We start from the raw sequence: 22437 nt of genomic DNA on the forward strand, positions 1-22437 counted from the left end.
AACCTGCGACCAATTGATTAAAAGTCAACTGCTCTACCAACTGAGCTAACGACCCACTTTTGCGCTGCTTTCACGTTGTTTGATATCCCGTGGCAACGGCGGCATATATTACTGATTTAAGAATTCAGCGCAACAAGTATTTCGATAACGCGCGCTTAACTGCTTAGGAATCATGCTGCACGACCAGAAATAACGCGATTTCTGGTCATGCGATAATCATCCCATCGAACTCAGACGTTTTTGCGCCTGTTTGGCACCTTCAGTGCCCGGGAATTTCGCGACAACCTGCTGATACACAGCTTTCGCTTTGGCGGTATCACCTTTGTCCTGCATGATCACGCCCACTTTAAACATCGCGTCAGGTGCTTTCGGTGATTTTGGGTAATTTTTCACCACAGAGGCAAAATAAAACGCCGCATCATCCTTTTTACCCTTGTTGTAATTCAACTGACCGAGCCAGTAATTCGCGTTTGGCTGGTAAGTGGAATCAGGGTACTTCTTCACGAAGTTCTGAAACGCAACGATAGCGTCGTCCTGACGAGATTTATCCTGCACCAGGGCAATGGCAGCGTTGTAGTCCGTATTCGCGTCACCGCTCTGTACAGGCGCACCTGTCGAGGCCGAAGCATCTGCTGCCGGCGCCGGTGTTGCTGTCGCCGTACCGCTCTGATCGCCTGCCGCTGGCTGTGCCGCTGCACCACCGCTGCTAAGGCTATCCATTTGCAGCAGGATCTGCTTCTGACGTTCCACAACCTGGTTAAGCTGATACTGACTTTCCTGAATCTGACCGCGCAGGGAGTCAATATCGTTTTGGTTGTCGGAAAGTTGCTGCTGGAGCTGGGTTAAAAGCTGGCTGTGAGCATTAGAAATACGCTCAAGTTGAGTGACCCGGTCTTCTACCGAGCCTGAGCCGACACTACTGATTGGTGCCTGAGCAAAAGCGGCCCAGGGGGCCGCTATTCCAACCAGTAACGACAGACTCAACAGATGATGTCTGAAGTTACTGCTCATGCAATTCTCTTAGTAAACCAGTACGGCACGACGGTTTTTGGAGTAAGCCGCTTCGTCATGACCCAGTACTGCTGGTTTTTCTTTACCGTAAGAAACGATGGAGATCTGGTCAGCAGAAACGCCTTTACCTTGCAGGTACATCTTAACGGCGTTAGCACGACGCTCACCCAGGGAGATGTTGTACTCTGGAGTACCACGTTCGTCCGCGTGACCTTCTACGGTGACTTTGTAAGACGGGTTGCTACGCAGGAAGTTAGCGTGAGCATCCAGCATCGCAGCGAAATCAGAACGGATGTCGTATTTATCCAGATCGAAGTAAACGATGTTGTTCTGTTGCAGCTGCTGCATCTGAAGACGCGCTTGCTCTTCAGAGGACATGTTGCCGTTGCCGTTAGCGTCCATACCGGTGCCGGCACCCATCATGCCTTCGCCGCTCTGGTCATTGCTTGCATTCTTGTTAGAAGAACACGCCGCGATTGCCATTACAGGCAGAGCGATCATCAGCCCCTTCAGCACTTTGTTCAGTTGCATTTCTATGATTCCTTTAGTAATCAATTAATTATTATTTACAGATACGGCGACCAGGCAGGTGATTTTACCTGTCCATCAGTTGCCGGAATACGCGCTTTGAAACGCCCATCTGTAGAAACCAGATTCAGCACAGATCCCATCCCCTGAGAAGAGCTGTAGATTACCATAGTGCCGTTAGGTGCCAGACTTGGCGTTTCATCCAGGAACGTTGACGACAGAACTTGTACGCCACCCGTTACCAGATCCTGTTTGGCAATGTGCTGCTGACCACCCGCAGAACTGACCATTACCATTGTTTTACCGTCTGCGCTTACGTCAGCATCCTGGTTCTGAGAACCTTCCCAGGTAATACGCTGCGGCGCGCCGCCGTTAATGTTCATTTTATACACCTGCGGACGACCGGCCTGGTCAGAGGTAAAGGCCAGGTTCTGGCTGTCCGGGAACCAGGTTGGTTCGGTGTTGTTGCTGCGACCATCGGTGATCTGGCGGATCTGACCGGAACCGATGTCCATGATGTACAGGTTCAGGCTACCGGTTTTCGACAGTGCAAAGGCCAGTTTAGTCCCGTCAGGAGAGAACGCAGGCGCACCGTTGTGACGTGGGAACGACGCCACCTGGCGAACCGCACCGTTAGACAGCGTCTGGATAACCAGCGCAGAACGGCCGCTTTCGAAGGTCACGTAGGCCAGCTTAGAACCGTCTGGCGACCATGCCGGAGACATCAGCGGCTGCGGTGAACGGTGAACGGTGAACTGGTTGTAGCCATCATAATCAGACACGCGCAGTTCGTAAGGGAACTGACCGCCGTTAGTCTGCACCACGTAGGCGATACGGGTACGGAACGCACCTTTGATACCGGTCAGCTTCTCAAACACTTCGTCACTTGCAGTGTGGCCCGCGTAACGCAGCCATTGCTTGTTCACTTTGTAAGAGTTCTGAGCCAGAACGGTACCCGGCGCACCGCCGGTATCAACCAGCTGATAGGCTACGGTATAGCCGCCGTCCGGGTTAGGGGTTACCTGCCCGACTACGACAGCATCGATACCCAGCGCAGACCATGCAGCAGGTTGAACCTCCTGCGCGCTGCCCGGCTGCTGTGGCAGACGAGAGCGATCTAACGGGTTGAATTTCCCGCTGTTACGCAGGTCAGCCGCCACGATGCCGCCAATATCTTCAGGCGCGGCGCCAGGGCCAGCCCACTGGAACGGAACAACACCGATTGGGCGTGCCGAGTCCACCCCCTGGGTGATCTCGATACGTACTTCTGCGTGCAGAACAGCTGCCCACAGCATTAAAAAACTAAATGCTACACGTAATGCCTGCTTCATCATATCTCCCTTATCTGGGTAACCTTACCCACGATAATTTAGCAGAATGTTAACAAACCCAAATAGACAAAACTACATGAACCCTGTGACTAAACCTGGTCTATTTTTCCCCGTTTGCACGGGGAAAATGTAAATTAAGGTTTGAAGTCCAGCGGTGCATTTTTAAAGACTTCGTAGACTGCCTGCGAAGGCGGTTTTGGCATCTTCGCCTGACGTGCCGCAGCCAGGGCCGCAGTACATAAAGCGGGATCGCCACCTTCAGACTGAATATCAAGCAGCATACCGTCCGGCGCCAGTTTTATACGCAACGTACACGTTTTACCGGTGTAGGAGGACGCATCATAGAATCGGCTTTCGATAGCGGATTTAATCTGCGCGGCATAGCCGTTGATTTCAGCGCCAGAAGCACCGTTACTCTTAGTGTTACCACTTCCTGACGGCGCTGCGTTGTTTCCTTTCGCTCCACCGCCGGATTTCGGCGCATTCTTACCTGAGCTGAGATCGCCTAACAGGTCATCAACACCTGCCGCAGCGGCCGCTTTTTCAGCGGCAGCAGCCTTTTTAGCGGCAGCTTTATCGGCGGCGGCTTTTTTGTCAGCAGCGGCTTTTTCAGCGGCGGCTTTCTTATCGGCAGCGGCCTTCTCTGCGGCGGCGGCTTTTTCTGCGGCCGCTTTTTCAGCTGCGGCAGCTTTCTTCGCAGCCTCGGCAGCCGCTTTTTTCTCTGCTTCCTGGGCGGCTTTTTTGGCAGCGTCTGCTTCCGCTTTTTTCTGAGCATCCGCAGCGGCTTTCTTCGCAGCTTCGGCTTCAGCTTTCTTCTGAGCATCGGCAGCCGCTTTCTTCGCGGCTTCCGCTTCCGCTTTCTTCGCAGCATCGGCAGCGGCTTTCTTGGCAGCCTCTGCGGCTAATTTGGCCTGAGCATCTGCCTGCGCTTTCGCGTCGGCAGCCGCTTTTGCTGCGGCTTCTTCAGCCTGTTTCTGCTGTTCCTGAGCTTTCTTCGCTGCGGCCTCAGCCTGCTTCTGCTGCTCCGCCTGCTCTTTTGCCGCTTCCTGCGCCTGTAAACGTTCTTTTTCGAGCTGCTTCAGACGCTCCTGCTCTGCGGCCTGCTTTTCACGCAGCTCCTCAGCCTGCTGTTGCGCCTGTTTTTCACGCTGCTCTTCAGCACGTTTTGCACTCGCCTGCTGCTGTTGCTGACGATTATAGTTCTGCACGACCGCACCAGGATCCACCATAACCGCGTCGATGGAGGATCCCCCACCGCCGCCAGCTGATGCATCTATATGCTCGTCGAACGAACTCCAGATCAGTGCCGCAAAAAGAATCACGTGCAGCACTGCGGAGATAATTATCGCTCGCTTAAGCTTATCGTTTTGTTCGGTTGCCTTTGACACTATCGGTTCCCAAAAACTCGTATCCCACTGCTAGCAGGTGATCAAATAGGCTGCGTCATTAAGCCAACAGACTTAACGCCCGCGCTATGTAGCAAGTTCAGCGCTTTAATAATTTCATCGTAGGGTACATCTTTTGCCCCACCGATCAGGAAGACCGTTTTCGGATTTGACTCCAGGCGGCGCTGCGCTTCGGCAATCACCTGCTCTGGCGGCAGCTGGTCCATACGATCTTTCTCTACCACTACGCTGTACTGCCCTACGCCGGAAACCTCAATGATGACCGGAGGATCGTCATTGGTGCTAACCGCCTGTGATTCTGTCGCATCCGGTAGATCAACTTCCACGCTCTGGGTGATGATCGGCGCCGTTGCCATAAAGATCAGCAGCAGCACCAACAGCACGTCGAGCAGCGGAACGATATTGATTTCGGACTTGAGTTCGCGACGACCTCGTCCACGCGATCTGGCCATGGTTTACCCCTTGTTACTCTCGGTGCTGGTAAACGCCTGACGGTGCAGAATCGCGGTGAACTCTTCCATAAAGTTGTCGTAGTTCAGCTCCAGTTTGTTCACGCGCTGGTTCAGACGGTTGTACGCCATTACCGCAGGAATAGCCGCGAACAGACCGATAGCGGTTGCGATCAGCGCTTCTGCGATACCCGGAGCAACCATTTGCAGCGTTGCCTGCTTCACCGCGCCCAGGGCGATAAAGGCGTGCATAATCCCCCATACCGTACCGAACAGACCGATATACGGGCTGATAGAACCGACGGTGCCGAGGAAAGGAATATGGGTTTCGAGCGTTTCAAGTTCACGATTCATGGAGATACGCATCGCACGCGACGCCCCTTCCACCACCGCTTCCGGCGCATGATTATTTGCGCGATGAAGGCGGGCAAACTCTTTGAAACCGCTATAGAAAATTTGTTCGGAGCCTGTAAGGTTATCACGACGCCCCTGGCTTTCCTGGTACAGACGGGAAAGTTCGATGCCAGACCAGAACTTGTCTTCAAACGCTTCGGCTTCGCGGCCAGCGGCATTGAGGATACGCGTTCTCTGGATGATGATGGCCCAGGATGCGATTGAAAAACCAATCAAAATCAACATGATAAGTTTAACCAGAAGGCTAGCCTTCAGGAACAAATCAAGGATATTCATGTCAGTCACTGCTTAAACTCCGCGACAATAGACTTAGGAAGCGCACGAGGCTTCATGATGAGTGGATCAATACAGACAATCAGGACTTCAGCTTCGTTCAGTACCGTGTTCTCTGCATTGAGGATCCGCTGCGTGAAAACCAGTGAGGTTCCGCGCATTGATGTTATTTCTGTTTGGACTTCGAGCATATCGTCGAGTCTGGCAGGCGCAAAATACTCAAGCGTCATCTTGCGTACCACGAAGGCAACTCGCTCAGCCAACAACACCTGCTGGCTAAAGTGATGATGTCGCAGCATCTCTGTGCGTGCCCGTTCATAAAAAGCAACGTAGCTGGCGTGGTAGACCACCCCACCGGCATCGGTATCTTCATAGTAGACACGTACCGGCCATCGAAACAGCGTTGTATTCACTTTACATCCCGGTAATGCAACAAAAGTTAGAGCTTTTAAACTTCGCTACTATACGCGCGGCAAAGGTGGTTTGGAATGGGGGAAAGTAAACGGAGGGTAAATTTTTATGGGCTACAGTAAGCCCATATCGTTAACGGACATTTCTTATTCAGGAGAAGAAGAAAATCAGCCCGGCAAGCAAAACGAGATCGGCGATCAGCGGGCAGAAAATGCCTTGCCAGTGAAGGGCTTTCGGACGAAAGCCGACACCGTGAATAACGCCAGCACACACGGCCCACATGATCAGAAAACCGTGCCAGATCTCAAGCTCGCTGGTCTTCGCCGCAAAGCGCGACGGGTCCCAGAAGATACAGCCTGCCAGCAAGAGTGCCATGATGAGAGAAAGCGCCCGTAACGGGCGCTTATCCATGACACCATAAAGTGTCGCAATGATATTCATCAGTGCTTTTCGTCACCGGCTTTGGTCGCTTCAACGTGCTCAAGCGCCAGGGCGGTAATGACACCAAATGCACAGGCAAGAAGCGTCCCTAAAATCCATGCGAAATACCACATATTCAGCTCCTTACTTAGTACATAGAGTGGGTGTTGCTTTCGATATGCTCTTTCGTGATACGACCGAACATTTTCCAGTAACACCAGATGGTGTAGGCCAGAACAATCGGTACGAACACGCAGGCCACATATGTCATCAGGTTCAGCGTCATATGGCTGGACGTTGCATCCCACATGGTCAGGCTAGCGTTCAGCATGGTGCTGGACGGCATCACGAATGGGAACATGGCAATACCTGCCGTCAGGATGATGCAGGCCAGCGTCAGTGAAGAGAACACGAACGCCAGTGCGCCTTTTTCCAGACGAGAGGTCAGCACGGTCAGCAGCGGCAGCAGCACGCCCAGAGCCGGGATAGCCCACAGCGCAGGCATGTTATTGAAGTTCACCAGCCATGCACCTGCCTGACGCGCCACTTCTTTGGTCAGCGGGTTAGACGGCGCAGCATGGTTAATCGCAGACGTCACCACATAACCATCAATACCGTATACCACCCACACGCCAGCCAGTGCGAAGCAGACCAGGGTCACCAGCGCAGCAACCTGTGCCGTCGCGCGGGAACGCAGGTGCAGTTCGCCCACGGTACGCATTTGCAGGTAGGTTGCGCCCTGAGTAATGATCATCGCCACGCTCACCACGCCTGCCAGCAGGCCAAACGGATTCAGCAGCTGGAAGAAGTTACCGGTGTAGTAAAGACGCATGTACTCATCGACGTTAAACGGTACGCCCTGAAGCAGGTTACCGAACGCCACGCCAATCACCAGCGGTGGAACGAAGCTACCGATGAAGATGCCCCAGTCCCACATGTTGCGCCAGCGGGTGTCTTCAATCTTGGAACGGTAGTCGAAGCCCACCGGACGGAAGAATAAAGACGCCAGTACCAGAATCATCGCCACGTAGAAGCCAGAGAACGCAGCCGCGTAGACCATCGGCCAGGCAGCGAACAGCGCGCCGCCTGCGGTGATCAGCCACACCTGGTTACCGTCCCAGTGCGGGGCGATGGAGTTGATCATAATTCGACGCTCGGTGTCGCTGCGACCGAGGAAGCGGGTGAGCATCCCCACCCCCATGTCGAAACCGTCGGTGACCGCAAAACCAATCAGCAGAACACCGATCAGCAGCCACCAGATAAAACGCAATACTTCATAATCGATCATTTGATGACTCCTGTCTTAGCGTGCCGGCTGAGTAGTCGCAGTGGACTGCTCGTAGTGATAGCGACCGGTTTTCAGGCTGCTTGGGCCAAGGCGCGCGAACTTGAACATCAGGAACAGTTCAGCCACCAGGAACAGGGTGTACAGACCACAAATCAGCAGCATGGAGAAGATCAGATCGCCCGCCGTCAGAGAGGAGTTAGCGACTGCCGTTGGCAGCACCTCACCAATCGCCCACGGCTGACGGCCATATTCCGCCACAAACCAGCCGGATTCGATAGCGATCCACGGCAGTGGAATACCGTACAGCGCGGTGCGCAGCAGCCATTTTTTCTCACCGATGCGGTTACGAATCACGGACCAGAAGGAGGCCGCAATGATCAGCAGCATCAGGATGCCGCAGCCCACCATGATACGGAACGCGAAGTACAGCGGTGCAACGCGCGGAATAGAGTCTTTGGTCGCCATCTGAATCTGTGCTTCAGTCGCGTCAGAGACATTCTGGGTATAGCGTTTCAGTAGCAGGCCGTAACCCAGGTCTTTCTTCACGTCGTTAAATTGATCGCGAACGCCCTGGTCAGTAGAACCGGCACGCAGTTGCTCAAGCAGCGCGTACGCTTTCATACCGTTACGGATACGCTCTTCATGCTGCACCATCAGATCTTTCAGGCCAGTAACCTGTTTGTCGACGGAACGCGTCGCGATGATGCCCAGCGCGTAAGGAATTTGAATCGCGAAACGGTTTTCCTGTGCATCCTGATTCGGAATACCAAACAGAGTAAACGCAGCCGGTGCCGGTTGGGTTTCCCATTCAGCTTCAATTGCTGCCAGTTTGGTTTTTTGCACGTCGCCCATTTCGTAACCAGATTCATCACCCAGAACAATAACGGACAGGATAGCGGCCATACCGAAGCTTGCTGCGATAGCGAAAGAACGCTTCGCAAAGGCAAAGTCGCGACCGCGCAGCATGTAGTAGGAGCTGATACCGAGGATAAACATCGCGCCACAAACGTAGCCGGATGCCACGGTGTGAACGAATTTAACCTGTGCGACCGGGTTCAGGACCAGCTCGGCGAAGCTGACCATCTCCATACGCATGGTTTCAAAGTTAAAATCAGATGCGATTGGGTTCTGCATCCAGCCGTTGGCCACCAGGATCCACAGAGCGGACAGGTTGGAGCCAAGCGCCACCAGCCAGGTTACCGCCATATGCTGGACTTTACCCAGACGGTCCCAACCAAAGAAGAACAGACCTACAAAGGTGGATTCGAGGAAGAAGGCCATCAGACCTTCAATGGCCAGCGGCGCACCGAAGATATCCCCAACGTAGTGGGAATAGTAAGACCAGTTAGTCCCGAACTGGAACTCCATGGTCAGACCGGTTGCCACGCCCAGCGCAAAGTTGATACCAAACAACTTGCCCCAGAACTTGGTCATATCTTTATAAATCTGTTTGCCGGAGAGGACGTAGACCGTTTCCATGATGGCCAGCAGGAACGCCATACCGAGCGTCAGTGGCACAAACAGGAAGTGGTACATCGCGGTCAAGGCAAACTGTAAGCGCGACAGTTCGACTACATCTAACATTATGACTCCTTGCTCATCGCATGAAGACTCCGAGAGTGAACCCCGTTAGCAAGGATTCACACACATGCCCCAATACAAATTTATCCACTCCCCTTCTTCGTTGCTTATTCTCATCGGGAAGAAAAAGCAGTGATGAAAGGTTGCGAATACGTTAATAAAACCCAAATTGATCCCGCAAATATATTACGCCGCAAAACCCTTACAATAAACAGGTTTTTATTGAATCACTTTTACGTTTTTCGACGGTGATCAATATATAGCGAATTTACCATTTTTAGGCCAGTTTGATCTGGCACAATTTAGCCTCTTTTGGAGCCTTTTTCCAAATATTAAACATTGATTTAAATCAAAATAACTTTCTTTTGTTAACCGTGTTTATATTGAGTGAACACGGTAAAGACCTTGTTAATGATATGTGTACAGCAGGCTATGAATGGTTATCAAAAGGCGGAAATAATATAAATAGAGGTGATTTTAATTAACGAAAGCGAATATCTATTTTTGACGGTGACAAACTTCTCATTTTAGCCGTTCCGCTGCCACTTTCCATTTCTCCTTCACGCGGAAAAACAAATAACAATTAATTTACTTTTAACCCGCTGTAAATTAACACCTCATTGTGACCATTTCGTAAAGAGATTTTTTTTGCCTGCCCTATGTCCGTTTTGTTTGCACATTTTTCAGCCAGCAGAAAACGGGGTTCATAAAACCTCCAATAAAAAAGGCCGCTTTTCAGCGGCCAACCATGTCGAAACGGACATTTTTTTATTTCAGGCTCCCGTTCCCGGGAGCAGAGAGGACTTACTTAATGATGGACTGGAGCGCTTCGCCGATGTCGGCCAGGCTACGCACGGTTTTCACGCCTGCGGCTTCCAGCGCGGCGAATTTCTCATCCGCCGTGCCTTTACCCCCGGCAATGATGGCGCCCGCGTGGCCCATACGTTTGCCTTTTGGCGCAGTTACGCCCGCGATGTACCCCACAACCGGCTTGGTGACGTGATCTTTGATATACGCAGCCGCTTCTTCTTCCGCGCTACCGCCGATCTCGCCGATCATCACGATCGCTTCGGTCTGTGGATCTTCCTGGAACAGCTTCAGGATATCGATGAAGTTAGAGCCCGGAATCGGGTCACCGCCGATACCGACACAGGTAGACTGGCCGAAGCCGTAGTCGGTGGTCTGCTTAACCGCTTCATAGGTCAGCGTACCGGAGCGGGAAACGATGCCCACTTTACCCGGCTTGTGAATGTGGCCAGGCATGATGCCGATTTTGCATTCGCCCGGGGTGATAACGCCTGGGCAGTTCGGGCCAATCATGCGCACGCCCGCTTCGTCCAGCTTCACCTTCACGGTCAGCATATCCAGCGTCGGGATACCTTCGGTGATGGTGATGATGAGCTTAATGCCCGCGTCGATCGCTTCGAGAATGGAGTCTTTACAGAACGGAGCCGGAACGTAGATAACGGTCGCGGTGGCGCCCGTCGCTTCTACTGCTTCACGCACGGTGTTGAACACCGGCAGGCCCAGGTGCGTGGTGCCGCCTTTGCCTGGCGTTACGCCGCCAACCATCTGCGTGCCGTAGGCGATCGCCTGTTCGGAGTGGAATGAACCCTGGCTACCGGTGAAGCCCTGGCAGATAACCTTGGTATCTTTATTAATTAAAACGGACATTATTTCCCCTCCACTGCGGCAACAACCTGCTGAGCTGCATCCGTCAGACTTTTCGCTGCAATAATATTCAGGCCGCTGTCAGCCAGTTTTTTCGCGCCGAGTTCAGCGTTGTTACCTTCCAGACGTACAACCACCGGAACGTTAACACCCACTTCTTCTACCGCACCGATGATACCGTCAGCGATCAGGTCGCAGCGCACGATACCGCCGAAGATATTAACCAGAACGGCTTTCACGTTGTCATCAGAGAGGATGATTTTGAACGCTTCGGTTACGCGCTCTTTGGTTGCGCCACCGCCAACGTCGAGGAAGTTTGCAGGCTCACCGCCGTGCAGCTTAACGATGTCCATGGTGCCCATTGCCAGGCCCGCACCGTTAACCATGCAGCCGATGTTGCCATCCAGCGCCACGTAGTTCAGTTCCCACTGTGCCGCCTGCGCTTCACGCGGATCTTCCTGAGACTGGTCGCGCATTTCGCGCAGATCCGGCTGGCGGAACAGCGCGTTACCGTCAGCGCCCAGCTTGCCGTCGAGGCAGATCAGGTCGCCCTGGGTGGTGATCACCAGCGGGTTGATTTCGATCAGCGCCAGATCGCGCTCCAGGAAGATGGTCGCCAGGCCCATGAAGATCTTGGTGAACTGCTGAACCAGCTTGCCTTCCAGACCCAGTTTGAACGCCAGCTCGCGACCCTGGTAAGGCATTGGGCCTGCCAGCGGATCGATAGCGACTTTATGGATCAGGTGCGGCGTCTCTTCCGCCACTTTTTCGATTTCCACGCCGCCTTCGGTAGACGCCATGAACACCACGCGACGGGAGCTGCGATCGACAACCGCCCCGAGGTACAATTCTTTTGCGATATCGGTCGCGGCTTCAACCAGGATCTGGTTAACCGGCTGGCCGTTCGCGTCCGTCTGGTAGGTCACCAGACGTTTGCCGAGCCAATGTTCAGCGAACGCACGGATCTCTTCTTTGCTCTTAACAACCTTCACACCGCCCGCTTTACCACGGCCACCAGCGTGAACCTGACACTTAACTACCCAAGGGCCGGAGCCGATTTTTGATGCGGCTTCTTCTGCTTCACGTGGGGTAGTACAGGCATAACCCACCGGAGCCGGTAAGCCATACCGGGCAAACAGCTGTTTGGCCTGATATTCATGTAAGTTCATGTGTTCTATCCATCCTTCAGGGTAATCGTTATTTCAAACCTGTAGGCCAGCGCTACGCGCGTCCGGCCTACAGGGCAGGTGATGCTAAAAAACTACTACACGTCCAGCAGCAGACGCGTTGGATCTTCCAGCAGCTCTTTAATGGCAACCAGGAAGCCCACGGACTCGCGTCCGTCGATCAGACGATGATCGTAAGAGAGCGCCAGGTACATCATTGGCAGGATCTCCACTTTACCGTCGACCGCCATCGGACGATCTTTAATGGCGTGCATACCCAGGATCGCACTCTGCGGTGGGTTGATGATCGGGGTAGACATCAGGGAACCGAACACGCCGCCGTTGGTAATGGTGAAGTTACCGCCGGTCAGGTCGTCAACGGTCAGTTTGCCGTCGCGGCCCTTAACGGCCAGCTCTTTGATCTTTTTCTCAATGTCAGCCATGCCCAGGGTATCAACGTCACGCAGAACCGGGGTCACCAGACCGCGTGGGGTAGAAACCGCCATGCTCACATCGAAGTAGTTGTGGTAAACCACGTCATCGCCATCGATAGACGCGTTCACTTCCGGGTAGCGTTTCAGCGCTTCAACCACTGCCTTCACGTAGAAGGACATAAAGCCCAGACGGATACCGTGACGTTTTTCGAACGCGTCACCGTACTGCTTACGCAGATCCATGATTGGCTTCATGTTGACTTCGTTGAAGGTGGTCAGCATCGCGGTGGAGTTTTTCGCTTCCAGCAGACGCTCGGCCACGCGCTTGCGCAGGCGGGTCATTGGCACGCGTTTTTCGCTACGTGCGCCCAGCGCTGGCGCAGGCTGTGCAGCGGCTGCCGCAGGGGCTTTGGCTTCTGCTTTCGCTTCAGAAGGCCCTTTCGCCAGATGCTTGTCGATGTCTTCGCGAGTCAGACGGCCACCCACGCCGGTGCCTTTAATGGCAGCCGGGTCGAGGCTGTGCTCGGCCAGCAGGCGACGGATCGCCGGGCTGAGCGCGTCGTTGCTCTGCTCTTCCAGAGAAGCCTGCTGACGCTGTGCAGGGGTAGACGCTTTCTCTTCAGATTTGGCGCTGGACTCTTTGCCCGCGCTGTTGCCTTCACGCAGGCGACCCAGGATCTGACGAGAGGTTACGGTGGTGCCTTCATCTTCCAGCACCGCATCCAGAACACCATCCGCCGATGCCGGTACTTCCAGTACCACTTTGTCAGTTTCGATTTCTACCAGCACTTCATCACGTTTAACGCTATCGCCCGGTTTTTTATGCCAGGTGGCGACGGTGGCGTCTGCTACGGATTCAGGCAGGTCGGGAACAAGAATATCTACGCTACTCATTTTGTATCCTTTAATTAATCGACGTTCAGCGCGTCATTGACCAGATCTTGTTGCTGCTTCTGGTGAACGGACATATACCCTACCGCCGGAGAGGCGGAGGCCGGGCGACCTGCGTAACGCAGAGCAGACCCAAATGGAATCACTTCACGGAAATGATGCTGGCTGCAATACCATGCGCCCTGGTTGAGCGGCTCTTCCTGGCACCAGACAAAATCATGTACGTGAGCGTACTGTTTCAGCACGTCCTGCATCGCCTGATGCGGGAATGGATAAAGCTGCTCGATACGCACGATGGCGACATCTTTCTGATCGTTCTTGCGGCGCTGTTCCAGCAGGTCGTAATAAACCTTACCAGAACACATGACGACACGCTTAACCCCTTTCGGATCAAGCTCGTCCACCTCGCCGATAGCCGGCAGGAAGGTGCCGTTAGCCAGTTCGTCCAGGCTGGACACCGCCAGCGGATGACGCAGCAGCGACTTCGGTGACATCACCACCAGCGGACGGCGCATTCCGCGCAGCGCCTGACGACGCAGCATGTGGTAAACCTGAGCCGGGGTAGACGGCACGCACACCTGCATGTTCTGCTCGGCGCAGAGTTGCAGATAACGCTCCAGACGCGCGGAGGAGTGCTCCGGCCCCTGCCCTTCGTAACCGTGCGGCAGCAGCATGACCAGGCCACACATACGGCCCCACTTCTGCTCGCCGGAGGAGATGAACTGGTCGATCACCACCTGCGCACCGTTGGCGAAGTCACCGAACTGCGCTTCCCAGATGGTCAGGGTGCGCGGTTCTGCGGTGGCGTAGCCGTATTCAAATGCCAGTACCGCCTCTTCAGACAGCACGGAATCCCAGACCTTGAACTGGCCCTGACCGTTATGCACGTGCTGGAGTGGCGTGTAGGTAGAACCGTTGGACTGGTTGTGAACCACGGCGTGACGGTGGAAGAAGGTGCCACGGCCCGCGTCTTCACCGGACAGACGTACAGGAATGCCTTCGTCAACCAGCGTGGCGTATGCCAGGGTTTCCGCGCCGCCCCAGTCGAACAGCTTCTCGCCTGCTGCCATGGACTGACGGTCAGCGTAAATTTTCGCTACGCGGGACTGCATTTCGATAGCGTCCGGCACGGTGCTGATGCGTTTAGCCAGCTCCTGCAAGCGCTTCATTTCGACCTTGTTCGGGTAGCTCTCATCCCACTCGTGGTTGAGGTACGGCGACCAGGTGAACGAATGCATGTTCATCGGGCGCAGTTCTTTCACGACGCATTCACCCGCATCCAGCGCATCACGGTAGAGGTTGACCATTTCGGTCGCATCTTCCAGCGTGGTGACTTTGTCCGCTTCCAGCTTGTCCGCGTAGATTTTGCGTGGCGTTGGGTGTTTTTTGATTTTCTGGTACATCAACGGCTGGGTTGCGCTTGGCTCGTCGGCTTCGTTGTGGCCGTGACGGCGGTAGCAGAACAGGTCGATCAGCACGTCGCGCTTGAAGGTATTACGGAAGTCCAGCGCCAGACGGGTAACGAAAGCCACGGCTTCCGGGTCATCCGCGTTGACGTGGAAGATAGGCGCCTGAACCATTTTACCGATGTCGGTGCAGTACGGGGTAGAACGCGCGTCCAGCGGGTTAGAGGTGGTGAAGCCCACCTGGTTGTTGATCACGATGCGAACGGTACCGCCCACTTCGTAACCACGCGCTTTCGACATGTTCAGGGTTTCCTGAACCACGCCCTGTCCGGTAATCGCCGCATCGCCGTGAATGGTGATTGGCAGTACCTTGTTGCTGCTTGGCTCGTCCAGACGATCCAGACGGGCGCGCACGGAACCGATAACCACCGGGCTGACGATCTCCAGGTGCGACGGGTTGAACGCCAGCGCCAGGTGAACCAGGCCGCCGTCGGTTTCGATATCAGACGAGAAGCCCATGTGGTACTTCACGTCACCGGTGCCGAGGTGTTCTTTATGTTTGCCCGCGAATTCGTCGAACAGGTCCTGCGGTTTTTTACCCAGCACGTTGACCAGCACGTTCAGACGACCACGGTGCGCCATGCCCAGTACCACTTCGCGCGTGCCGCTGTTTCCCGCATGGCGAATCAGCTCTTTGAGCATTGGCACTAATGCATCACCGCCTTCCAGCGAGAAGCGTTTTGCGCCAGGGAATTTCGCACCCAGATAGCGCTCAAGGCCCTCTGCGGCGGTCAGTTCACTCAGGAAGCGTTTTTTCTCTTCGGTAGAGAAATTAGCGTGGCCCGCCACGGATTCGATACGCTGCTGGATCCAGCGTTTCTCTTCGGTGGAGGTAATGTGCATATATTCCGCGCCGATGGAGCCGCAGTAGGTCTGTTTGAGCGCATCAATCAGCTCGCCCAGCTTCATCGTGTCTTTGCCGATAGCAAAAGAACCTACGTTAAAGCTTTCCTGGAAATCGGCCTCGGTCAGATCGTGATACGCCGGATCGAGATCCGCCACACGGTCTTGCTGCCACAGTCCCAGCGGATCGAGATTCGCATGCTGGTGACCACGGAAGCGATAAGCGTTGATAAGTTGCAGGACTTTAACCTGCTTCGCATTGGTATCAGGGTCGGAAATCGCAGAAGAGTAACGTGAGGCATCCTTCGCCAGACGACGGAAATAATCACGTGTTTTGGAATGGAATTGATCCGGTTTGACCCCTGTACCAGGCAACTGCTGGAACATGGAACGCCAGTTTGCGTCCACTGAGTCAGGATCGGTTAAGAAGTCTTCATAGAGCTGTTCTATCCAGCTCTGGTTGGCACCAGAGAGGTAAGAAGAGTCCAGCCAGGCTTTCATTGCGCCGTTCTGCATCGTGATCCCTTAAGCATTTTTATGCTTACTTTCGCCGTAGAAACTACCACGCACACCACGCGTGTACGTGCCGGGGTTCACCTGCGAGCTCTTTCTGGCCCGCGAAGGAACCTTTAGAAACTGTCTTAAGGGTTTCCCCCTCACCCCGACCCTCTCCCACGGGGAGAGGGGGAAGGTCGTCGGCAGTTTTTAAAGATTTCCTGCAATCTGTTCCCTCTCCCTGTGGGAGAGGGTTAGGGTGAGGGGAACACCGCTCCCCTCTCACTACTTACGCACTGCGCTGCAACAGCATCGACTTAATATGGCCGATGGCGCGCGTTGGGTTCAGCCCCTTCGGACACACACTGACGCAGTTCATGATGCTATGGCAGCGGAATACGCTGAAAGCGTCACTCAGTCCTTCCAGACGGCTATCGGTTTCGGTGTCGCGGCTATCGATCAGGAAGCGATAGGCAGCCAGCAGACCGGCCGGGCCGATAAATTTGTCCGGGTTCCACCAGAACGACGGGCAGGACGTAGAACAACATGCGCAGAGAATACACTCGTAAAGACCGTCGAGTTTTTCACGCTGCTCAGGCGACTGTAAATGCTCGCGAGCGGGTGGATTTTGCCCATTATTCAATAAGTAAGGCTTAATCTTCTCATATTGTGCATAGAATTGCCCCATGTCTACCACCAAATCGCGAACGACCGGCAGCCCAGGCAGTGGACGGATAACAATTTTCTGACCCGCTCGCTGCAACGCCGAAATTGGCGTGATGCAGGCCAGACCATTTTTACCGTTCATGTTGACGCCATCCGAGCCACAGACCCCTTCACGGCAGGAGCGGCGGAACGACAGGGTCGGATCTTTTTCTTTCAGCTGGATTAACGCATCCAGCAGCATCATGTCACGGCCTTCTTCTGCTTCCAGCGTGTAATCCTGCATACGCGGAGCATCGTCTACATCCGGGTTATAACGATAAACTGAGAATTCGAGTTTCATTATCCTGTCTCCGCATTAGTAAGTACGAATCTTCGGCGGGAACGCCGGACGCAGTTTCGGTTCCATATTGACGCTACGACGCGTCATGGATTCCGACTCTGGCAGATACAGGGAGTGGCACAGCCAGTTTTCGTCATCGCGATCCGGGAAGTCGAAGCGGCTATGCGCGCCACGGCTCTCGGTACGGAAGTTTGCCGACATCGCGGTGGCGAAGGCGGTTTCCATCAGGTTATCCAGCTCCAGACACTCGACGCGCTGGGTGTTGAACTCGCTGGAGGTATCGTCCAGACGGGCATTTTTCAGACGCTCGCGGATCGCCTTCAGCTGCTCAAGCCCTTTCGCCATCGCGTCACCTTCGCGGAACACCGAGAAGTTGTGCTGCATACATTCCTGAAGCGCTTTACGGATTTCTACCGGATCTTCGCCGTTACGGTTGCCGTTCCAGCGGTTGAGGCGCTCAAGGGAAGCGTCGATTTCGTCGTCGGTGGCATCAAGCAGATCGCCCTGCTCGGCAATAGACTCTTGCAGATGCAGGCCCACCGCGCGACCAAACACCACCAGGTCCAGCAGCGAGTTGCCGCCCAGACGGTTCGCACCGTGTACCGATACGCAGGCGATTTCGCCTACCGCGAACAGGCCCGGGATCACCACGTCTTCACCCTGCTCGTTCACGGTCAGCGCCTGGCCGGTCACTTTGGTCGGAATACCGCCCATCATGTAGTGACAGGTTGGGATAACCGGAATCGGCTCTTTCACCGGGTCAACGTGGGCGAAGGTACGGGATAGCTCCAGGATGCCCGGCAGACGGGATTCCAGAACCTCTTTACCCAGATGGTCAAGCTTCAGCTTGGCGTGTGGACCCCACGGGCCGTCACAGCCGCGACCTTCACGGATTTCGATCATGATGGAACGCGCCACCACGTCACGACCCGCCAGGTCTTTCGCATTCGGGGCATAACGCTCCATGAAGCGCTCACCGTGTTTGTTCAGCAGGTAGCCGCCTTCACCACGGCAGCCCTCTGTAACCAGCACGCCCGCGCCGGCGATACCGGTTGGGTGGAACTGCCACATCTCCATATCCTGCACCGGCACGCCCGCGCGGATAGCCATACCGACACCGTCACCGGTGTTGATGTGGGCGTTGGTGGTGGACTGGTAAATACGGCCTGCACCGCCGGTTGCCAGCACGGTTGCACGGGCTTTGAAGTAGACCACTTCACCGGTTTCGATGCACAGCGCGGTACACCCTACGACAGCGCCATCGGCATTTTTCACCAGATCCAGCGCATACCATTCGGAGAAGATAGTGGTGTGGTTTTTCAGGTTTTGCTGATACAGGGTGTGCAGCAGCGCGTGGCCGGTACGGTCAGCCGCTGCCGCAGTACGTGCAGCCTGCTCGCCGCCGAAGTTCTTCGACTGGCCGCCAAACGGACGTTGATAGATGGTGCCGTTTTCCAGACGGGAGAACGGCAGGCCCATATGGTCCAGCTCCAGAATCGCTTCCGGGCCGGTTTTACACATATATTCGATAGCGTCCTGGTCACCGATGTAGTCGGAGCCTTTTACCGTGTCATACATGTGCCATTCCCAGTTATCTTCATGGGAATTGCCCAGCGCAACGGTGATACCGCCCTGCGCGGATACGGTATGAGAACGGGTCGGGAAGACTTTAGAGAGCAGCGCACAGGTCTGGCCGCTCTGGGAAATTTGCAGTGCGGCGCGCATACCTGCGCCACCCGCACCAATCACAACAGCATCAAATTCTCTGACTGGCAGTTTCATTACACACCCCACACCACAACGAATCCATAAATAACGTAAACCACGAGCGCAACGACGATAATCAGTTGCAGAGGAAGGCGGATAGCCAGTGGTTTAACGTAATCGGTCAACACCTGCCACATGCCAATCCAGGCATGAATAAGGATGGAGAACAGCGCCAGCAGGGTGAAGACTTTGGTGAAGGCAGATCCGAAGAACCCACTCCAGATTTCCCACGTCAGCGGTCCGCTGGTGGCGAAGAAACCGATCATGTAGATGATATAAAGGGTGAGAACGATAGCGGTGGCACGGACCAGAATGAAGTCATGTACGCCGTTGCGTCCTAATGCGGAGGCGTTGCTTACCATACGAGAACTCCTGCGAGAAGTGAAAGCACGACAGTGATAACAAATGAAATGTTAGCGGAGCGTTTCCCGGATTCGAAGGTTTCTTCCAGATAGCCAAAGTCCATCAGCATATGGCGAACACCACCTACAACGTGATATGCCAGCGCGGTCAGAATGCCCCACATGATAAATTTCACGAAGAAGCTGTTCATAATGGCAGAGGCCTGAAGGAATCCTTCAGGAGAGGAGAGGCTGGTTCCCAGTAACCACAGCAGAATACCCACTGCCACGAACGTAATCACACCAGAAACGCGGTGCAAAATGGACGCTATTGCTGTTACGGGGAATCGGATCGTTTTGAGATCCAGATTGACAGGTCTTTGTTTTTTCACATTTCTTATCATGAATAACGCCCACATGCTGTTCTTATTGTTTCCTTCCTCCGGACTGCGATGCGGGTCAAGCAGCGTTCCATTTCTATAACTGCGCGTCATGCAAAACATTGCTTCCAAATGCTAAAACGACACGTTACAACGCTGGGTGGCTCGGGATTGCAGGGTGTTCCGGAGACCTGGCGGCAGTATAGGCCGTTCACAAAATCATTACAATTAACCTACATACAGTTTGTCGGGTTTTCTCTGGAACAGTGATCAGGGTCACGATAACAACATATTTTTAATTTTTAATCATCTGATTTGACAAATGTTAAACAATATTGTTACAAACGTCAGCAGAAAAGGCATATAATGCGCAAAAGTTATGAGGTCTCTCTTTCACCTGACAAATAGTTATGTAACAGTGTGACGGTATTGACCGAAGTTATCAGGACAGTTATTAGTGATATACAGGTTTGAATAATTCGGACTGCAAAGACACTGATTTGCTGTTGTTTCACTGATTTTTCATTCGTTTACCTGCAAGGCGCCATAGCTCTGTACCCTGGTTTCTCCTCGTGAGCTGAGCGGTAAGCCAAATAACAATCTGGTAACGGTGATTAACAGCTGAAAGCAAATCCGGTAAGCGCAGTCTTAAGCATAAGGCGCTAAGGAGACCGTAAATGGCTGATACAAAGGCAAAACTCACCCTCAACGGTGGTGATGCTATTGAACTGGATGTGCTAAAAGGCACGCTCGGTCAGGATGTTATTGATATCCGTACGCTGGGTTCCAAAGGGGTTTTCACCTTTGACCCTGGATTCACCTCTACCGCATCTTGCGAATCCAAAATCACCTACATTGACGGTGACGAAGGTATCCTGCTCCATCGCGGCTTCCCCATCGATCAGTTAGCCACCGAATCCAACTATCTGGAAGTGTGCTACATCCTGCTGAACGGCGAAAAGCCGACTCAAGCAGAGTACGATGAATTCAAAACCACCGTGACCCGTCACACCATGATTCATGAGCAGATCACCCGTCTGTTCCATGCGTTCCGTCGTGATTCACATCCGATGGCGGTCATGTGCGGTATTACCGGCGCCCTGGCCGCGTTCTACCACGACTCCCTGGACGTGAATAACCCTCGCCACCGTGACATTGCGGCCTTCCGCCTGCTGTCCAAAATGCCAACCATGGCGGCGATGTGCTACAAATATTCCATCGGTCAGCCGTTCGTTTATCCACGCAACGACCTCTCCTACGCGGGCAACTTCCTGCGCATGATGTTCTCTACCCCATGCGAAGAGTACGAAGTGAACCCGGTGCTGGAACGCGCAATGGACCGTATTCTGATCCTGCACGCTGACCACGAACAGAACGCCTCTACCTCTACCGTCCGTACCGCTGGCTCGTCAGGCGCGAACCCGTTCGCCTGTATCGCTGCGGGCATCGCCTCCCTGTGGGGACCGGCGCACGGCGGCGCGAACGAAGCAGCCCTGAAAATGCTGGAAGAGATCAGCTCCGTCGAGCACATTCCTGAGTTCGTGCGCCGCGCGAAAGACAAGAATGACTCCTTCCGTCTGATGGGCTTCGGTCACCGTGTTTACAAAAACTATGACCCGCGCGCGACCGTGATGCGTGAAACCTGCCACGAAGTGCTGAAAGAGCTGGGCACCAAAGACGATCTGCTGGAAGTGGCGATGGAGCTGGAACACATCGCGCTGAACGACCCGTACTTCATCGAGAAGAAACTCTACCCGAACGTGGACTTCTACTCCGGTATCATTCTGAAAGCGATGGGTATTCCGTCTTCCATGTTCACCGTGATCTTCGCGATGGCGCGTACCGTCGGCTGGATTGCGCACTGGAACGAAATGCACAGCGAAGGCATGAAAATCGCCCGTCCTCGTCAGCTGTACACCGGCTACGAGCAGCGTGATTTCAAGAACGATATTAAGCGCTGAAAGACACTGGGTGCGGCCTGATGCCCTCACCCCGGCCCTCTCCCACAGGGAGAGTGTGAACACATTAAAAACGGTAACCTCAGGGTTACCGTTTTCTTTTTATTTCTGGCAGTGCGGACACCAGTAAAACGGCCTCGACGAGAGCGTTGTTCTGTCAATAATCCCGCCGCACCGCTCGCACTTCTTCCCCGCCCGATGAAACACCTTAAAGCGGAACAGCGCCCCGTGATGCTTGTTCTCATCTACCCTGCCGCGCGTGTTGTACGACAGCCGGGGAATATCCAGCAGCGCGTGGGACAGCGCCTCCAGCTGTTCATCGCTGAGCTGCGACGCCTTGTGCTGAGGTGCCAGCCCCACCGCCCAGAGGATTTCCACCCGCAGGTAGTTCCCCAGCCCGGCGAGAAACGCCTGGTCGAGCAGCAGTCCGGAGAACTGCCGGTTGCGGAACTTGGGCGACAGCAGACGTTCTTTAACGTCGCTCGCCGTCAGTCCCATGTCCAGCACGTCCGGGCCAACCCGTTGCAGGAAGGGGTGAGTGAGCAGCTGCTCCGGCGTTAACATTTCGATATCCGACGCGCTGTACAGCAGGATAGCTTTATCCGCCGTCTGCAATTTCACGCGCAGTATCCGGGACGTTTGTAACTCTTCCCCCGCATTCACCACCCGCCAGACGCCGTAAAGCTGGTTATGGCTATATAACGTGAGGTTATGGGAAAAGTGGGTCAGCAGCGCTTTGCCCCGGGTTTCTATATGGGTCACCGTCTGCCCGACAAGCTCGCTTTCAAACGGTTTCAGCTGAGGGAAAGCAAACCAGACTTCCGTCAACGGTTTGCCTTTTATCGCCGCCTCCAGGCTATCCGCCGCGCGGCGGATCTCCGGACCTTCTGGCATATCGTGTCCTTAT

The 22437-nt window shown here is 54.3% G+C and carries 21 protein-coding genes; 1 reads left to right on the forward strand and 20 read right to left on the reverse strand.

What is annotated here, in order from left to right; genetic code table 11:
* Positions 1-216 precede the first annotated feature (216 nt).
* The 19 genes from cpoB to sdhC all read right to left on the reverse strand — a co-directional run bounded on the left by cpoB (position 217) and on the right by sdhC (position 19611).
* Positions 217-1011, reverse strand: a complete 795-nt coding sequence (cpoB, locus tag ACSVHP_RS15025) for a cell division protein CpoB (RefSeq protein WP_447552306.1) — start codon at positions 1009-1011, stop codon at positions 217-219.
* Positions 1012-1020: 9 nt separating this feature from the next.
* Complete coding sequence (gene pal / locus ACSVHP_RS15030; RefSeq protein ID WP_003858578.1) at positions 1021-1542, reverse strand: peptidoglycan-associated lipoprotein Pal; 522 nt, start codon at positions 1540-1542, stop codon at positions 1021-1023.
* A 35-nt stretch (positions 1543-1577) separates the two neighbouring features.
* Entirely contained in the window at positions 1578-2870 is a 1293-nt protein-coding gene (tolB, locus tag ACSVHP_RS15035) for a Tol-Pal system beta propeller repeat protein TolB (RefSeq protein ID WP_234676467.1), read from the reverse strand.
* A 134-nt stretch (positions 2871-3004) separates the two neighbouring features.
* Positions 3005-4258, reverse strand: a complete 1254-nt coding sequence (tolA, locus tag ACSVHP_RS15040; protein WP_447552308.1) for a cell envelope integrity protein TolA — start codon at positions 4256-4258, stop codon at positions 3005-3007.
* 41 nt (positions 4259-4299) lie between these two features.
* The gene (gene tolR, locus ACSVHP_RS15045) at positions 4300-4728 is read right to left on the reverse strand and encodes a colicin uptake protein TolR (protein WP_003858589.1); all 429 of its coding nucleotides are present in this window, start codon (positions 4726-4728) and stop codon (positions 4300-4302) included.
* Between the two features lie 3 nt (positions 4729-4731).
* The gene (gene tolQ, locus ACSVHP_RS15050) at positions 4732-5424 is read right to left on the reverse strand and encodes a Tol-Pal system protein TolQ (protein ID WP_234673507.1); all 693 of its coding nucleotides are present in this window, start codon (positions 5422-5424) and stop codon (positions 4732-4734) included.
* Positions 5421-5825: a tol-pal system-associated acyl-CoA thioesterase gene (gene ybgC, locus ACSVHP_RS15055; protein WP_447552309.1), complete on the reverse strand. Its 405-nt coding sequence runs from the start codon at positions 5823-5825 to the stop codon at positions 5421-5423. The genes tolQ and ybgC overlap by 4 nt, the downstream gene beginning before the upstream one ends.
* Positions 5826-5973: 148 nt before the next feature.
* Positions 5974-6264 (reverse strand): cyd operon protein YbgE, encoded by a 291-nt coding sequence (gene ybgE, locus ACSVHP_RS15060; RefSeq protein WP_234673506.1) that lies wholly within the window; start codon positions 6262-6264, stop codon positions 5974-5976.
* A complete protein-coding gene (gene cydX, locus ACSVHP_RS15065) occupies positions 6264-6377 on the reverse strand; it encodes a cytochrome bd-I oxidase subunit CydX (RefSeq protein WP_234673505.1) in 114 nt (37 codons plus the stop codon). The genes ybgE and cydX overlap by 1 nt, the downstream gene beginning before the upstream one ends.
* 14 nt (positions 6378-6391) lie before the next feature.
* On the reverse strand, positions 6392-7531 hold the full coding sequence (cydB, locus tag ACSVHP_RS15070; protein WP_234673504.1) for a cytochrome d ubiquinol oxidase subunit II: 1140 nt from the start codon (positions 7529-7531) through the stop codon (positions 6392-6394).
* Positions 7532-7546: 15 nt separating this feature from the next.
* The gene (gene cydA, locus ACSVHP_RS15075; protein WP_447552311.1) at positions 7547-9115 is read right to left on the reverse strand and encodes a cytochrome ubiquinol oxidase subunit I; all 1569 of its coding nucleotides are present in this window, start codon (positions 9113-9115) and stop codon (positions 7547-7549) included.
* Positions 9116-9916: 801 nt separating this feature from the next.
* Positions 9917-10786: a succinate--CoA ligase subunit alpha gene (sucD, locus tag ACSVHP_RS15080; RefSeq protein WP_234673502.1), complete on the reverse strand. Its 870-nt coding sequence runs from the start codon at positions 10784-10786 to the stop codon at positions 9917-9919.
* Entirely contained in the window at positions 10786-11952 is a 1167-nt protein-coding gene (gene sucC, locus ACSVHP_RS15085) for an ADP-forming succinate--CoA ligase subunit beta (RefSeq protein WP_006809579.1), read from the reverse strand. The genes sucD and sucC overlap by 1 nt, the downstream gene beginning before the upstream one ends.
* A 95-nt stretch (positions 11953-12047) precedes the next feature.
* Positions 12048-13277 (reverse strand): 2-oxoglutarate dehydrogenase complex dihydrolipoyllysine-residue succinyltransferase, encoded by a 1230-nt coding sequence (gene odhB / locus ACSVHP_RS15090; protein WP_417316560.1) that lies wholly within the window; start codon positions 13275-13277, stop codon positions 12048-12050.
* Positions 13278-13291: 14 nt separating this feature from the next.
* Entirely contained in the window at positions 13292-16099 is a 2808-nt protein-coding gene (gene sucA / locus ACSVHP_RS15095) for a 2-oxoglutarate dehydrogenase E1 component (RefSeq protein ID WP_417316561.1), read from the reverse strand.
* A 268-nt stretch (positions 16100-16367) separates the two neighbouring features.
* Positions 16368-17084: a succinate dehydrogenase iron-sulfur subunit SdhB gene (gene sdhB, locus ACSVHP_RS15100; protein ID WP_014169170.1), complete on the reverse strand. Its 717-nt coding sequence runs from the start codon at positions 17082-17084 to the stop codon at positions 16368-16370.
* A gap of 15 nt (positions 17085-17099) precedes the next feature.
* Complete coding sequence (sdhA, locus tag ACSVHP_RS15105) at positions 17100-18866, reverse strand: succinate dehydrogenase flavoprotein subunit (RefSeq protein ID WP_234673499.1); 1767 nt, start codon at positions 18864-18866, stop codon at positions 17100-17102.
* Positions 18866-19213: a succinate dehydrogenase membrane anchor subunit gene (gene sdhD / locus ACSVHP_RS15110; RefSeq protein WP_234673498.1), complete on the reverse strand. Its 348-nt coding sequence runs from the start codon at positions 19211-19213 to the stop codon at positions 18866-18868. The genes sdhA and sdhD overlap by 1 nt, the downstream gene beginning before the upstream one ends.
* A complete protein-coding gene (gene sdhC / locus ACSVHP_RS15115) occupies positions 19207-19611 on the reverse strand; it encodes a succinate dehydrogenase cytochrome b556 subunit (RefSeq protein WP_234673511.1) in 405 nt (134 codons plus the stop codon). Before sdhC ends, sdhD begins: the two co-directional genes overlap by 7 nt.
* Before the next feature lie 638 nt (positions 19612-20249).
* Here sdhC and ACSVHP_RS15120 point away from each other — a divergent pair.
* Positions 20250-21533, forward strand: coding sequence for a citrate synthase (locus ACSVHP_RS15120; protein WP_234673497.1), 1284 nt, complete (start codon positions 20250-20252; stop codon positions 21531-21533).
* A 99-nt stretch (positions 21534-21632) separates the two neighbouring features.
* Here the strand turns inward: ACSVHP_RS15120 and nei are convergent, their stop codons facing one another.
* A complete protein-coding gene (gene nei, locus ACSVHP_RS15125) occupies positions 21633-22424 on the reverse strand; it encodes an endonuclease VIII (protein WP_447552312.1) in 792 nt (263 codons plus the stop codon).
* Positions 22425-22437 lie beyond the last annotated feature (13 nt).

The organism is Enterobacter sp. 186315 (assembly GCF_053290175.1).

What these genes read in the sequence shown, in the direction of transcription:
- cpoB (WP_447552306.1), bottom strand. Translation starts at nt 1,011, where the DNA reads ATGAGCAGTAACTTCAGACATCATCTGTTGAGTCTGTCGTTACTGGTT.
- pal (WP_003858578.1), bottom strand. Translation starts at nt 1,542, where the DNA reads ATGCAACTGAACAAAGTGCTGAAGGGGCTGATGATCGCTCTGCCTGTA.
- tolB (WP_234676467.1), bottom strand. Translation starts at nt 2,870, where the DNA reads ATGAAGCAGGCATTACGTGTAGCATTTAGTTTTTTAATGCTGTGGGCA.
- tolR (WP_003858589.1), bottom strand. Translation starts at nt 4,728, where the DNA reads ATGGCCAGATCGCGTGGACGAGGTCGTCGCGAACTCAAGTCCGAAATC.
- ybgE (WP_234673506.1), bottom strand. Translation starts at nt 6,264, where the DNA reads ATGAATATCATTGCGACACTTTATGGTGTCATGGATAAGCGCCCGTTA.
- cydX (WP_234673505.1), bottom strand. Translation starts at nt 6,377, where the DNA reads ATGTGGTATTTCGCATGGATTTTAGGGACGCTTCTTGCCTGTGCATTT.
- cydB (WP_234673504.1), bottom strand. Translation starts at nt 7,531, where the DNA reads ATGATCGATTATGAAGTATTGCGTTTTATCTGGTGGCTGCTGATCGGT.
- cydA (WP_447552311.1), bottom strand. Translation starts at nt 9,115, where the DNA reads ATGTTAGATGTAGTCGAACTGTCGCGCTTACAGTTTGCCTTGACCGCG.
- sucD (WP_234673502.1), bottom strand. Translation starts at nt 10,786, where the DNA reads ATGTCCGTTTTAATTAATAAAGATACCAAGGTTATCTGCCAGGGCTTC.
- sucC (WP_006809579.1), bottom strand. Translation starts at nt 11,952, where the DNA reads ATGAACTTACATGAATATCAGGCCAAACAGCTGTTTGCCCGGTATGGC.
- odhB (WP_417316560.1), bottom strand. Translation starts at nt 13,277, where the DNA reads ATGAGTAGCGTAGATATTCTTGTTCCCGACCTGCCTGAATCCGTAGCA.
- sucA (WP_417316561.1), bottom strand. Translation starts at nt 16,099, where the DNA reads ATGCAGAACGGCGCAATGAAAGCCTGGCTGGACTCTTCTTACCTCTCT.
- sdhB (WP_014169170.1), bottom strand. Translation starts at nt 17,084, where the DNA reads ATGAAACTCGAATTCTCAGTTTATCGTTATAACCCGGATGTAGACGAT.
- sdhA (WP_234673499.1), bottom strand. Translation starts at nt 18,866, where the DNA reads ATGAAACTGCCAGTCAGAGAATTTGATGCTGTTGTGATTGGTGCGGGT.
- sdhD (WP_234673498.1), bottom strand. Translation starts at nt 19,213, where the DNA reads ATGGTAAGCAACGCCTCCGCATTAGGACGCAACGGCGTACATGACTTC.
- sdhC (WP_234673511.1), bottom strand. Translation starts at nt 19,611, where the DNA reads ATGTGGGCGTTATTCATGATAAGAAATGTGAAAAAACAAAGACCTGTC.
- ACSVHP_RS15120 (WP_234673497.1), top strand. Translation starts at nt 20,250, where the DNA reads ATGGCTGATACAAAGGCAAAACTCACCCTCAACGGTGGTGATGCTATT.
- nei (WP_447552312.1), bottom strand. Translation starts at nt 22,424, where the DNA reads ATGCCAGAAGGTCCGGAGATCCGCCGCGCGGCGGATAGCCTGGAGGCG.